General features: G+C 42.5%; 10 protein-coding genes, 5 tRNA genes and 3 rRNA genes (1 of these 18 only partly in view). All 18 read right to left on the bottom strand.

The genetic code is table 11. The annotated features are described in order from the left end of the window. A tRNA-Gly gene (locus AAG068_RS00470) sits at window positions 1-10 on the bottom strand (it extends 65 nt beyond the left edge of the window). Window positions 11-39: 29 nt separating this feature from the next. Beyond that, window positions 40-120, bottom strand: a tRNA-Leu gene (locus AAG068_RS00465). A 14-nt stretch (window positions 121-134) separates the two neighbouring features. Next, a tRNA-Lys gene (locus tag AAG068_RS00460) sits at window positions 135-210 on the bottom strand. 13 nt (window positions 211-223) lie between these two features. After that, a tRNA-Thr gene (locus AAG068_RS00455) sits at window positions 224-299 on the bottom strand. Window positions 300-303: 4 nt separating this feature from the next. Continuing rightward, window positions 304-379: transfer RNA gene (locus AAG068_RS00450), tRNA-Val, on the bottom strand. A 5-nt stretch (window positions 380-384) separates the two neighbouring features. Next, window positions 385-500, bottom strand: a 5S ribosomal RNA gene (gene rrf, locus AAG068_RS00445). A gap of 101 nt (window positions 501-601) precedes the next feature. Next, window positions 602-3,523: ribosomal RNA gene (locus AAG068_RS00440) — 23S ribosomal RNA — on the bottom strand. A 146-nt stretch (window positions 3,524-3,669) separates the two neighbouring features. Beyond that, a 16S ribosomal RNA gene (locus tag AAG068_RS00435) occupies window positions 3,670-5,221 on the bottom strand. The 16S, 23S and 5S rRNA genes sit together here with 5 tRNA genes alongside, the layout of an rRNA operon. A gap of 361 nt (window positions 5,222-5,582) precedes the next feature. After that, window positions 5,583-7,082, bottom strand: a complete 1,500-nt coding sequence (gene lysS, locus AAG068_RS00430; RefSeq protein WP_048526409.1) for a lysine--tRNA ligase — start codon at window positions 7,080-7,082, stop codon at window positions 5,583-5,585. A gap of 159 nt (window positions 7,083-7,241) precedes the next feature. Continuing rightward, a complete protein-coding gene (dusB, locus tag AAG068_RS00425) occupies window positions 7,242-8,240 on the bottom strand; it encodes a tRNA dihydrouridine synthase DusB (RefSeq protein ID WP_098254734.1) in 999 nt (332 codons plus the stop codon). Between the two features lie 23 nt (window positions 8,241-8,263). Continuing rightward, the gene (locus tag AAG068_RS00420) at window positions 8,264-8,467 is read right to left on the bottom strand and encodes a helix-turn-helix domain-containing protein (RefSeq protein ID WP_000387027.1); all 204 of its coding nucleotides are present in this window, start codon (window positions 8,465-8,467) and stop codon (window positions 8,264-8,266) included. Then, window positions 8,419-8,934, bottom strand: a complete 516-nt coding sequence (gene folK / locus AAG068_RS00415) for a 2-amino-4-hydroxy-6-hydroxymethyldihydropteridine diphosphokinase (RefSeq protein WP_342716604.1) — start codon at window positions 8,932-8,934, stop codon at window positions 8,419-8,421. Before folK ends, AAG068_RS00420 begins: the two co-directional genes overlap by 49 nt. Further along, window positions 8,931-9,293 carry a dihydroneopterin aldolase gene (folB, locus tag AAG068_RS00410; RefSeq protein WP_048526406.1) on the bottom strand — a complete coding sequence of 121 codons (363 nt, stop codon included), beginning with the start codon at window positions 9,291-9,293 and terminating at the stop codon, window positions 8,931-8,933. Before folB ends, folK begins: the two co-directional genes overlap by 4 nt. After that, window positions 9,294-10,154: a dihydropteroate synthase gene (gene folP, locus AAG068_RS00405; RefSeq protein WP_342716603.1), complete on the bottom strand. Its 861-nt coding sequence runs from the start codon at window positions 10,152-10,154 to the stop codon at window positions 9,294-9,296. Next, entirely contained in the window at window positions 10,129-11,001 is an 873-nt protein-coding gene (gene pabC / locus AAG068_RS00400) for an aminodeoxychorismate lyase (RefSeq protein ID WP_342716602.1), read from the bottom strand. Before pabC ends, folP begins: the two co-directional genes overlap by 26 nt. Further along, the gene (pabA, locus tag AAG068_RS00395) at window positions 10,995-11,582 is read right to left on the bottom strand and encodes an aminodeoxychorismate/anthranilate synthase component II (RefSeq protein ID WP_048526403.1); all 588 of its coding nucleotides are present in this window, start codon (window positions 11,580-11,582) and stop codon (window positions 10,995-10,997) included. Before pabA ends, pabC begins: the two co-directional genes overlap by 7 nt. A 5-nt stretch (window positions 11,583-11,587) precedes the next feature. After that, window positions 11,588-12,985 (bottom strand): aminodeoxychorismate synthase component I, encoded by a 1,398-nt coding sequence (gene pabB / locus AAG068_RS00390; protein ID WP_342716601.1) that lies wholly within the window; start codon window positions 12,983-12,985, stop codon window positions 11,588-11,590. 220 nt (window positions 12,986-13,205) lie between these two features. Then, window positions 13,206-14,129 carry a cysteine synthase A gene (cysK, locus tag AAG068_RS00385; RefSeq protein WP_099686265.1) on the bottom strand — a complete coding sequence of 308 codons (924 nt, stop codon included), beginning with the start codon at window positions 14,127-14,129 and terminating at the stop codon, window positions 13,206-13,208. Window positions 14,130-14,212: the final 83 nt, after the last annotated feature.

Raw genomic sequence — 14,212 nt, 5'->3', positions numbered from 1 at the left:
CTACTTCCGCAAGACATGTTTGAGTTATTTTATTAAAAGTGCGGGTGAAGGGAGTCGAACCCCCACGCCAAAGGCGCTAGATCCTAAGTCTAGTGCGTCTGCCAATTCCGCCACACCCGCATATTTCATTAAAATGGTGAGCCATGAAGGACTCGAACCTTCGACCCTCTGATTAAAAGTCAGATGCTCTACCAACTGAGCTAATGGCTCTTACAATAAAGACTGGTGCCGACTAGAGGACTTGAACCCCCAACCTACTGATTACAAGTCAGTTGCTCTACCAATTGAGCTAAGTCGGCTAAATGGTGGAGGATGACGGGATCGAACCGCCGACCCCCTGCTTGTAAGGCAGGTGCTCTCCCAGCTGAGCTAATCCTCCGGATTGCCTGGCAACGTCCTACTCTCACAGGGACAAGGTCCCAACTACCATCGGCGCTAGAGAGCTTAACTTCCGTGTTCGGTATGGGAACGGGTGTGACCTCTCTGCCATCATTACCAGACTGTATTCATTTAAGACAAGAATTATTGTAACTCATTTAACTTTGAAAGTCAATAAGTTTTTTATATTCTTTCAAAACTAGATAACATTGCTTCATATTATATGGTTAAGTCCTCGATCTATTAGTATTCGTCAGCTCCACATGTCACCATGCTTCCACCTCGAACCTATCAACCTGATCATCTTTCAGGGATCTTACTAGCTTACGCTATGGGAAATCTCATCTTGAGGGGGGCTTCATGCTTAGATGCTTTCAGCACTTATCCCTTCCGCACATAGCTACCCAGCTATGCCCTTGGCAGAACAACTGGTACACCAGCGGTGCGTCCATCCCGGTCCTCTCGTACTAAGGACAGCTCCTCTCAAATTTCCTACGCCCACGACGGATAGGGACCGAACTGTCTCACGACGTTCTGAACCCAGCTCGCGTACCGCTTTAATGGGCGAACAGCCCAACCCTTGGGACCGACTACAGCCCCAGGATGCGATGAGCCGACATCGAGGTGCCAAACCTCCCCGTCGATGTGGACTCTTGGGGGAGATAAGCCTGTTATCCCCGGGGTAGCTTTTATCCGTTGAGCGATGGCCCTTCCATGCGGAACCACCGGATCACTAAGCCCGACTTTCGTCCCTGCTCGACTTGTAGGTCTCGCAGTCAAGCTCCCTTATGCCTTTGCACTCTACGAATGATTTCCAACCATTCTGAGGGAACCTTTGGGCGCCTCCGTTACACTTTAGGAGGCGACCGCCCCAGTCAAACTGCCCACCTGACACTGTCTCCCGGGTCGATAAGACCCGTAGGTTAGAATTTCAATACAGTCAGGGCGGTATCCCACCAGCGCCTCCACCGAAGCTAGCGCTCCGGTTTCAAAGGCTCCCGCCTATCCTGTACAAACTGTACCAAAATTCAATATCAGGCTACAGTAAAGCTCCACGGGGTCTTTCCGTCCTGTCGCGGGTAACCTGCATCTTCACAGGTACTATAATTTCACCGAGTCTCTGGTTGAGACAGTGCCCAAATCGTTACACCTTTCGTGCGGGTCGGAACTTACCCGACAAGGAATTTCGCTACCTTAGGACCGTTATAGTTACGGCCGCCGTTTACTGGGGCTTCAGTTCAGAGCTTCGCTTACGCTAACCCCTCTCCTTAACCTTCCAGCACCGGGCAGGTGTCACCCCCTATACTTCGCCTTACGGCTTCGCAGAGAGCTGTGTTTTTGCTAAACAGTCGCTTGGGCCTATTCACTGCGGCTTTCCGTTAAGAAAGCACCCCTTCTCCCGAAGTTACGGGGTCATTTTGCCGAGTTCCTTAACCAGAGTTCTCTCGCACACCTTAGGATTCTCTCCTCGCCTACCTGTGTCGGTTTGCGGTACAGGCACCTTTTATCTCGCTAGAAGCTTTTCTTGGCAGCGGGGAATCAAAGACTTCGCTCCATAAGGAGCTTCCCCATCACAGCTCAGCCTTCACGATAAGCGGATTTGCCTACTTATCAGCCTAACTGCTTGGACGTGCACAACCAATCGCACGCTTCTTCTATCCTTCTGCGTCCCTCCATTGCTCAAACGATAAAGAGGTGGTACAGGAATATCAACCTGTTGTCCATCGCCTACGCCTGTCGGCCTCGGCTTAGGTCCTGACTAACCCTGAGCGGACGAGCCTTCCTCAGGAAACCTTAGGCATTCGGTGGACGGGATTCTCACCCGTCTTTCGCTACTCATACCGGCATTCTCACTTCTAAGCACTCCACCAGTCCTTACGGTCTGACTTCACTGTCCTTAGAACGCTCCCCTACCACTGATACCATCGGTATCAATCCGCAGCTTCGGTGGTGTATTTAGCCCCGGTACATTTTCGGCGCAGAGTCACTCGACTAGTGAGCTATTACGCACTCTTTAAATGGTGGCTGCTTCTAAGCCAACATCCTAGTTGTCTAAGCAACTCCACATCCTTTTCCACTTAATACACACTTTGGGACCTTAGCTGGCGGTCTGGGCTGTTTCCCTTTTGACTACGGATCTTATCACTCGCAGTCTGACTCCTAAGGATAAGTCATTGGCATTCGGAGTTTGACTGAATTCGGTAATCCGATGAGGACCCCTAGTCCAATCAGTGCTCTACCTCCAAGACTCTTACACTTAAGGCTAGCCCTAAAGCTATTTCGGGGAGAACCAGCTATCTCCAGGTTCGATTGGAATTTCTCCGCTACCCACACCTCATCCCCGCACTTTTCAACGTGCGTGGGTTCGGGCCTCCATTCAGTGTTACCTGAACTTCACCCTGGACATGGGTAGATCACCTGGTTTCGGGTCTACGACCACGTACTAAACGCCCTATTCAGACTCGCTTTCGCTGCGGCTCCGCCTCTTCAGCTTAACCTCGCACGGGATCGTAACTCGCCGGTTCATTCTACAAAAGGCACGCCATCACCCGTTAACGGGCTCTGACTATTTGTAGGCACACGGTTTCAGGATCTCTTTCACTCCCCTTCCGGGGTGCTTTTCACCTTTCCCTCACGGTACTGGTTCACTATCGATCACTAGGGAGTATTTAGCCTTGGGAGATGGTCCTCCCAGATTCCGACGGAATTTCACGTGTTCCGCCGTACTCAGGATACATTCAAGAGAGAACGAAGTTTCGACTACGGGGTTGTTACCCTCTACGACGGACCTTTCCAGGTCGCTTCGTCTACCTCGTTCCTTTGTAACTCCGTATAGAATGTCCTACAACCCCAAGAGGCAAGCCTCTTGGTTTGGGCTATGTTCCGTTTCGCTCGCCGCTACTCAGGAAATCGCATTTGCTTTCTCTTCCTCCAGGTACTTAGATGTTTCAGTTCCCTGGGTCTGTCTTCCTTACCCTATGTATTCAGATAAGGATACCATACCATTACGTATGGTGGGTTTCCCCATTCGGAAATCTTCGGATCAAAGCTTACTTACAGCTCCCCGAAGCATATCGGCGTTAGTCCCGTCCTTCATCGACTCCTAGTGTCAAGGCATCCACCGTGCGCCCTTTCTAACTTAACCAAACTAAAAATTAAAAAATATGAGCTACACTGTTATCTAGTTTTCAAAGAACATACATTTATATATGAGAGATAGTTCTCTCAAAACTGAACAAAACGAAACACGGAAACTTATATTGATGAACAGCGTTCATCAATTCTCCATAGAAAGGAGGTGATCCAGCCGCACCTTCCGATACGGCTACCTTGTTACGACTTCACCCCAATCATCTGTCCCACCTTAGGCGGCTGGCTCCAAAAAGGTTACCCCACCGACTTCGGGTGTTACAAACTCTCGTGGTGTGACGGGCGGTGTGTACAAGGCCCGGGAACGTATTCACCGCGGCATGCTGATCCGCGATTACTAGCGATTCCAGCTTCATGTAGGCGAGTTGCAGCCTACAATCCGAACTGAGAACGGTTTTATGAGATTAGCTCCACCTCGCGGTCTTGCAGCTCTTTGTACCGTCCATTGTAGCACGTGTGTAGCCCAGGTCATAAGGGGCATGATGATTTGACGTCATCCCCACCTTCCTCCGGTTTGTCACCGGCAGTCACCTTAGAGTGCCCAACTAAATGATGGCAACTAAGATCAAGGGTTGCGCTCGTTGCGGGACTTAACCCAACATCTCACGACACGAGCTGACGACAACCATGCACCACCTGTCACTCTGCTCCCGAAGGAGAAGCCCTATCTCTAGGGTTGTCAGAGGATGTCAAGACCTGGTAAGGTTCTTCGCGTTGCTTCGAATTAAACCACATGCTCCACCGCTTGTGCGGGCCCCCGTCAATTCCTTTGAGTTTCAGCCTTGCGGCCGTACTCCCCAGGCGGAGTGCTTAATGCGTTAACTTCAGCACTAAAGGGCGGAAACCCTCTAACACTTAGCACTCATCGTTTACGGCGTGGACTACCAGGGTATCTAATCCTGTTTGCTCCCCACGCTTTCGCGCCTCAGTGTCAGTTACAGACCAGAAAGTCGCCTTCGCCACTGGTGTTCCTCCATATCTCTACGCATTTCACCGCTACACATGGAATTCCACTTCCCTCTTCTGCACTCAAGTCTCCCAGTTTCCAATGACCCTCCACGGTTGAGCCGTGGGCTTTCACATCAGACTTAAGAAACCACCTGCGCGCGCTTTACGCCCAATAATTCCGGATAACGCTTGCCACCTACGTATTACCGCGGCTGCTGGCACGTAGTTAGCCGTGGCTTTCTGGTTAGGTACCGTCAAGGTGCCAGCTTATTCAACTAGCACTTGTTCTTCCCTAACAACAGAGTTTTACGACCCGAAAGCCTTCATCACTCACGCGGCGTTGCTCCGTCAGACTTTCGTCCATTGCGGAAGATTCCCTACTGCTGCCTCCCGTAGGAGTCTGGGCCGTGTCTCAGTCCCAGTGTGGCCGATCACCCTCTCAGGTCGGCTACGCATCGTTGCCTTGGTGAGCCGTTACCTCACCAACTAGCTAATGCGACGCGGGTCCATCCATAAGTGACAGCCGAAGCCGCCTTTCAATCTCGAACCATGTGGTTCAAAATGTTATCCGGTATTAGCCCCGGTTTCCCGGAGTTATCCCAGTCTTATGGGCAGGTTACCCACGTGTTACTCACCCGTCCGCCGCTAACTTCATAAGAGCAAGCTCTTAATCCATTCGCTCGACTTGCATGTATTAGGCACGCCGCCAGCGTTCATCCTGAGCCAGGATCAAACTCTCCAATAAAGTTAGTTTGTCTAGCATCTAAAATAAAAATTGACGTTTCACGTTGTTTGTTTCGTTCAGTTTTCAAAGAACTTGTCTGCCGCTCAGAAGCGACTTTATCAATATAACATTTCGTTATATTTTCGTCAACAACTTTTTTCAATAAGTTGTTTTTCGTTTGTTTTGCTTGTTACCTTTCGTGGCAACGAATATAAATATACCAGTTTGATTATTAAAATGCAATAGTTTTTCTAATAAAATTTTTAACTTAGTAAAAAAGTATAAAAACAGCACATTTCTTCTATATAAATATAATGTCTCGCCCCATCAAACTTTACTACTCATACTTAAATAAAAAAAGCTTTGGAGAAATCTCCAAAGCTTAGTCTTGCTTATGACGCATAGCAGGGAATAGTAGTACATCACGAATAGATGGTGCATTTGTTAATAGCATAACAAGACGATCAATACCAATTCCTAGTCCACCTGTAGGAGGCATGCCGTACTCAAGAGCTTCGATATAATCATCATCCATCATGTGAGCTTCGTCATTACCTTGTTCACGTTCTTTTAATTGCGCTTCAAAACGTTCTTTTTGATCGATTGGATCGTTTAACTCAGTGAATGCATTTGCATGCTCACGTGCAACGATAAATAATTCGAAACGATCTGTGAATCGTGGATCTTCGTCATTCTTTTTCGCAAGTGGCGAAATTTCTACAGGATGACCGTAAATGAATGTTGGTTGGATTAATTTATCTTCTACTTTTTGTTCGAAGAATTCATTTATAATATGACCAACTTCCATTGTATCCTTAATATCTACATTGTGTTCTTTCGCAAGTTCACGCGCTTCTTCTACACTCATCGGATTCCAGAAGTCTGCTCCAGAATGTTCCTTAATTGCATCTACCATATGAAGACGTGTCCATTCTGGTTCTAGATTAATTTCATAATCACCATATTGGATTGTCGTTGTACCTAGTACTTGCTTCGCGATATGAGCAACCATATTTTCTGTTAGTTTCATAATATCTTTATAATCAGCATACGCTTCATATAATTCAATCATCGTAAATTCAGGATTATGACGAGTTGATACACCCTCATTGCGGAATACACGGCCGATTTCATAAACTTTTTCTAATCCACCCACGATAAGGCGTTTTAAATGAAGTTCAATCGCGATACGCATATATAATTCCATATCTAACGCATTATGATGCGTAATGAAAGGACGCGCAGAAGCTCCACCTGCAATTGCATGCATCATAGGTGTTTCCACTTCAAGATAACCGTTATCATCTAAGTATCTTCTCATTTCACGAATGATCTTACTGCGAGTAACGAATGTTTCACGGCTTTCCATACTTGTAATTAAGTCTAAGTAACGTTGACGGTAGCGCTGTTCAACATCTTTTAATCCATGATATTTATCCGGTAATGGACGAAGAGATTTCGTTAATAGCGTAAAGCCAGTTGCTTTCACTGAAAGTTCTCCAACGTTCGTTTTGAACACTTTACCTTCAATACCTACTAAGTCACCTAAATCTGCTGTTTTAAATAATTCGTACTCTTCATCTCCAACAGCATCTTTACGAACATAAATTTGAACTTGTCCATGTAAATCTTGAATATGTGCAAATCCAGCTTTTCCTTTACCGCGCTTTGTCATAATACGACCAGCGATAGAAACAGAGATTTCTTTCTCTTCTAATTCTTCTTTAGAGAACTCTCCATATAAGCTTAATAAGTCATTTGTTGCATTTGTACGTTCAAATCGTTTACCGAACGGATCGATTCCTTGCTCACGTAAGTTATGTAGCTTTTCACGACGAACAAGCAATTGGTCGTTTAATTCTTCGTGGTTCATGTTATCCATGGTATTGATATCACTCCAGCTCTATTAATTTTTACAATATATACAGTATAGCATTTTCTACTCAACTAGAAAAACTGCCAGCAACTAACTGGCAGTTCTTCTTTCTTTCACGTAATTATAGGAAGTGTGTAGAAGAATGTCAATCTTCCCTTTCTATTATTAACCAACGTGAATTGTTTGTTGTTTTGCTTCTACTTCTTCTACAAATGCACCTAATACATTCGCAAGGTCTTCACGCGTATTACAAGCATTTATACCATTACGTACATTTGCATTACCACGAATACCTTTTAAATACCAAGCTGCATGCTTTCTCATCTCTCTTACAGCGACACTTTCGTTCTTTAAATCGATCAGACGATCTAGATGCAACATACATACGTCAATTTTCTCACGTACTGTCGGTTCCGGCATTAATTCACCTGTCTCTAAATACTTTACCGTACGATAAATCATCCAAGGATCTCCAAGGGCAGCGCGACCAATCATAACGCCATCTACACCAATTTCATCAATCATGCGTTTTGCATCTTGTGGCGTTGCGACATCACCATTTCCGATAACCGGGATATTTACAGCTTGCTTTACTTGTTTAATAATATCCCAATCCGCTTTCCCCTCATACATTTGTACTCGTGTACGTCCATGAACTGCTACCGCTTGTCCGCCAGCACGCTCAACAGCTTTTGCATTCTCGATTGCGAAAATATGATCCTCATCCCAACCAATACGCATTTTAACTGTAACTGGTTTTTTTACAGCATCTACAACTGCCGCTACCATTTCATATATTTTATTTGGGTCTAGTAGCCACTTTGCTCCCGCATCACACTTAACGATTTTCGGTACCGGGCACCCCATATTTATATCAATGATGTCTGCTGTCGTATATTGATCTACATATTTCGCAGCATCTACAAGAGTTTCTTTCTCTCCACCAAAAATCTGTAAACTTAATGGCTTTTCTCTCTCATCAATATATAACATATCTAATGTTCTTTTATTATTCAGTAGTATTGCCTTATCACTTACCATTTCGGCACAAACTAGACCTGCACCAAATTCTTTTACTGTCAAACGGAATGCAGAGTTACACACTCCCGCCATCGGTGCTAATACAACTGGATTTTTCATCTCAATATTTGCGATTTTTAACACTCGATTTACTCCTTCCTTCCTGGTCACTTTGGCATTAACTCATCTATCGAGACCTTTAATGCTTTAGCAACTTCCACTACAAAATCTTGGGAAGGCGATCGATTTCCTCTCTCAACTTCACCTAAAACAGATACAGATACCCCTAATTCTTTTGCAAAACCTTCTTGCGTATAACCTTTTAGCTTTCGAAAAGCACGAATGCGTCTTCCCCATTTTTCTGCTTCCATACCGTTACTCCCTCTCGCCTTTTCATTTCTTCTACTTGTGAACGTGAAATGTTTTGTTTTATATCTTGATTAATCTCTAACAACGGAACGATAACAAAAGCTCTTTCGAACATCCGCGGATGCGGAACAATAAGATTCTCTGTTTCAATATTTTCTTGATTATATAGTAAAATGTCAAGGTCGATAGTCCTCGGACCCCACCTGATTTCCCTTTTTCTTCCTAGGTCATTCTCTACTTTTTGCGTTACTTTCAATAATTCTTGCGGTGATAAATTGGTAGAAATTTTTATAACTAAATTTAAAAAGGAACTTTGGTCAGTATAGCCAACTGGTTCCGTTTCATATACAGACGAAGCATCCTCAACTTGGATATACGGATTTTTATTTAGAAAATGAATCGCTTCAGTTAAATACGTATAACGCTCTCCAATATTTGAACCTAATGCAATGTACGCTACATTATTCATGGACGTTCTCTCGTAATTTCCACTGCTACAGCACGATAATGCCCCGGTATCGGCGGATCTGGTTTAATCACCTTTATTGTACATCTTGAAATACTCTCATATTGTTTCAATATATCTGCAGCGATATTTTCAGCAATACTCTCTACAAGCTTATACGTTCTATCTTCAACAACTTTCCTACATAATTCAAAAAGCTCTCCATAATTGACAGAATGCTCTAGGTCATCACTTTCTCCTGCCTGCTTCAAATCCAATTCCACCGTTAAGTCCACTTTAAATCTTTGGCCCAATTTATTTTCCTCTGGGAATACACCATGGTAACCATAAAACTCCATATCATGAATATAAATTTTATCCAATTACTTTACCCCCTTACCAATCATCGCGTCCATCATCTTAGCCATACGCGCCATTTCCTTCACATCATGAACACGAACAAACTCACAACCCTTTTCAATACCGAGACAAACAGTAGCTCCCGTTCCCTCAAGACGTTCTTCTACCGGTAAATCTAGCACATGCCCAATAAAGGACTTTCTTGAAGTACCTAAGAGAACCGGGTAACCTAGTACGTTTAACTGTTCTAAATTACGCATCGCTTCTAAATTTTGTTCAGGTGTTTTAGCAAAGCCGATACCTGGGTCTAAAATGATATTCTCATCTCGTACGCCAGCATCTTTAGCAATTTTAATACTGTCATATAAATCAGCAATCATATCAGCCATTAAATTGCGGTAATTCATGTTATCGCGATTGTGCATTAAGATAATAGGTACATCGTAATGAGCTGCAACTTCAGCGATTTTTGGTTCCGCCTTCGCTCCCCAAATATCATTAATAATATGAGCACCAGCTTCGATTGCTTGTTTTGCAACTTCAGCTTTATACGTGTCGATAGAAATAGGTAATTTCAATTCTCTTGAAACTGCCTGAATCATCGGAACAACTCGCTTTATTTCTTCTTCCACTGATACTTTAGCAAAACCCGGGCGAGTAGACTCACCACCGATATCAATAATATGGGCACCTTCATCTCGCATTTCTTTCGCATGGCGAACCGCAGCCTCTACCTCGTTGTAACTTCCACCATCGGAAAACGAATCTGGCGTTACATTTAAAATCCCCATAATTAAAGTTTTTTCATTTAAGTTCAATGTATATTCGCCGCAGCGCAAATCATAATCCCACTTCAAACTACACATCTCCTCTTCGCAATTCATTTCTGCTCCACAATTTCTCTCTCTGCATTTCATAAAGATTCATAAATCTTTTTGTAACCATACCTACTTTACCCGGGAAATCTCGTCCCTCTATACGATTAAGCGGAACAATTTCTTGAACCGAGTTTGTTACGAAGACTTCATCAGCTGAAAGTAATTCATCTTTTGTAAAGAAACCTTCCTTTACTTCTATGCCTAGTTCTTCAGCAACCTTTATAATAAACGCACGAGTGATACCATTTAAAATCCCCGTTTTTAACGAAGGTGTATATAAAATATCACCTTTTACAAAAAAGAGATTCGAAACAATACCCTCTGCAACATAACCTGTTTCAGTAAGGAAAATACCTTCCTTATTCACAACATTTCCTATTTCACGTTTCCCCAAAATGTTATTTAAATAATGGTGAGACTTCAAGCGAGATGCACCCTCTGGTGTGTTTCGCACTTGATTTAAGACAACCCCTTCTTTTTCCACTACATCTCCCGGGGCCGCTAAAGGTTTTATAAAAACAATAATAGACGGCTCTTCATACATTTCTGTTTGCAATCCAATTTCATCTATACCCGCCGATACATTAAAACGGACATAAGCATTCTCTAATTTATTCTTAACGAGTAAATTCTTTAAAATAAGCATTACTTCATCTTTCGTCATCGACCATTTAATTTGCAACGTATCTAGCGCATATATTAAACGGTCATAATGATCATCCAATAAGAAAGGATGGCCATTATAAATACGAAACGTCTCAAAAACTCCAAGACCATATAAATAACCGTGGTCATACGGCGAAATTCTCGCTTCACTCGCTTCTACATACTGACCATTTACGTAAATTAACATGATGTCACACTGGGACTGTATTTACGAATGAAATTCTGCAACAACTCTTTTCCGTGAGAAGTCATAATAGATTCCGGATGGAACTGTACACCTTCAATCGGTAATGTTGTATGACGGAGCGCCATAATTTCCCCTTCTTCTGTCCAAGATGTTACCTCTAAGCACTCCGGTAATGTCTCTTTCTTAACAATAAGGGAATGATAGCGCGTCGCAGTAAATGGATTAGGGATATCCGAAAAAATCGTCTTTCCATCATGATGCATAGGTGACGTTTTCCCATGCATTAATCGCTCTGCACGGACAACCTCTCCCCCAAACACTTGCGCAATAGATTGATGCCCAAGACAAACCCCAAAAATCGGAATCTTTCCAGCGAAGTATCGAATAACCTCCATACTAATCCCTGCTTCATTCGGACTACATGGACCTGGCGAAATCATTAAAAAGTCTGGTTTCATATTCTCAATATCTGAAATAGTCACTTCATCGTTACGTTTAACAACAAGCTCTTGTCCAAGTTCTCCAAGAAACTGTACTAAATTAAATGTAAAAGAATCATAATTATCAATCATTAATATCATTTCTCTCACCTAACCGTTTCTTCGCTACGTTCTTTTGCACGCCATAAAGCAATCGCCTTTTTGAGCGACTCTTTATATTCATTTTCTGGATTTGAATCAATTACAATTCCCGCTCCTGCTTGTACATGAGCTTTTCCATCTTTAGCAAGAAGTGTTCTAATTACAATATTCAATTCTGTATCTCCAGAATAACCGATCCAACCAATTGAACCTGTATAAATCCCTCTGCGAACAGGCTCTAATTCTTCAATGATTTCCATCGTACGTATTTTCGGGGCACCAGTAATTGTTCCTCCAGGGAATACAGCTTTTACTAAATCGAAAGCATCCTTATCTTCTTCCACCTCACCACGCACATTAGAAACGATATGCATAACATGTGAGTACTTTTCAATTACCATAAATTCATCTACTTCTACAGTGCCATATTTACAAACACGCCCTAAATCATTTCGTTCTAAATCTACAAGCATGACATGCTCTGCTCGTTCCTTTTCGTTCTCAATTAATTCCCTTGCTAATTCTTCATCCTCTTGTTCATTCGCACCGCGGGATCTTGTACCAGCAATTGGTCTTGTACTTACTTCTTGCCCTTGTTTTTTAATTAGCAATTCAGGCGAAGCACTAACGATTTGAAAATCTCCAAACTCCAAGTATCCCATATATGGAGATGGATTAATTTCACGAAGGCTTGTATAAATTTCTAGCGGGTGTGTTTGTAACGTTCTTTCTTGTCTCGTCGACAAGTTTACTTGAAACACATCACCAGCCCCAATATATTCTTGAATACATTCAACTGCCTTCATAAAGCTTTCTTCTGTAAAAGCAACTGCTTCACTTTTCTTTTCAGGGCATGCAAATGATATAGTCACTTCTGGCGCTTCTGTCGTCCAAAGAACCTTCCACTCATTTAATCGCTCTTTTGCCTCTTCATGCTTATCTACATAATGTGTAATAATCCATAATACCTTTTCTTCTTGATCATACACAAACACATCATCAAATAATAAAAAGAATATATCAGGTATATTAATATCATCCTCTGCAAGAGAAGGTAATTTTTCAATATAACGGATGCAATCATAACTAAAATAACCAATTGCACCACCTTGAAATGGCGGGTACCCCGGATTATAGTCTGTTTTCCATTGCTCCATATATTCCTGCATTAAATCTAATGGATTTCCTCGTTTTATTGTTTCCTTACCACTTTCACTTATATGTAACGTTTCACCCTTCCCTTGGATTACCGCTACTGGGTTCAACCCCACAATGTTATAACGACCGCCACGTCCACTCTCTAACAAAATATGTTGCGGTTTATCCTTAGAAAGAAATTTATATTGCTTAAAGAAATCTAACTGATATGGAATAGAAAGCGCTAAAGATTTTCTTCGTTGCATATCAACACCCCGTCTTCTTTTATCCCACCCTCTTATATTAACCACTTCCAACTATATTCGTTATGTATACAGAAGGGTTACACTCGAAGGCTAGTAAAAATAAATTAATTATACTACCTCTTATTTTACATGAAGTTTTCTAGTCATTCACTCTTTTCCTATTTCCAATCCAAAAAGAAAAAGCATCCTTTTTCAAGGATGCTTTTTCAATCACATATAATTAAGATTCAAATTGATAAAGTGGTGTACTTAAATAACGTTCACCGTTACTTGGGATAATAACAAGTACCTTTTTCCCTTTACCTAACTTTTTCGCAATTTCTGTTGCTGCATAAATAACTGCTCCAGAAGAGATACCCACTAAAATACCTTCCTCTTTCGCCACTCTTCTTGCATATTCAAACGCTTGTTCTGTTTTCACTTGAACAATTTCATCATATACTTCTACATCCAACGTCTCTGGGATGAATCCCGCCCCAATTCCTTGGATTTTATGTGGACCCGGTTTCCCACCAGATAATACTGGTGAATCCGCAGGTTCTACTGCATAAATTTTAATATCTTTATATGCTTCCTTGAGTACTTCACCAGCACCAGTAATCGTTCCACCTGTACCAATTCCTGCAATGAACGCATCTAATTGGTCGCCCATTTGTTCAACAATTTCTGGACCTGTTGTTAAGCGATGAATTTCTGGATTCGATTGGTTTTTGAACTGTTGTGGTATAAAGTAGCCATGCTCTTTTGCTAATTCAGTCGCTTGACGAATTGCTCCACCCATTCCTTCAGGACCTGGAGTTAATACTAATTCAGCACCGTAAGCACGTAATAAATTACGACGCTCAACACTCATTGTTTCTGGCATTACTAAAATCGCCTTATATCCTTTAGCAGCCGCTACCATCGCTAAACCAATTCCTGTGTTACCACTTGTTGGCTCAATGATTGTATCGCCTTCTTTTAATAATCCCTTTTTTTCAGCATCTTCAATCATAGCTAATGCAATACGATCTTTAACACTGCTCCCTGGATTCATAAATTCTAATTTTAAGTATATATCTGCGCTGTCTGATTCTACGATGCGGTTCAACTTAACGATCGGCGTTTTCCCGATTAATTCTGAAACTGATTGTGCCACTCGCATTCCTGTCACTCCTAACACCGAGTATTTTTATTGGTTTTGTCTATATTTAGATTTTGTCAGAAAATTCCCTGTTTGTCAATCTA

The organism is Bacillus paramycoides (genome assembly GCF_038971285.1).
Classification (GTDB): Bacteria; Bacillota; Bacilli; order Bacillales; family Bacillaceae_G; genus Bacillus_A.
Note: the sequence above shows the minus strand (reverse complement) of the source record. Positions and strands in the feature narration are given on the sequence as shown.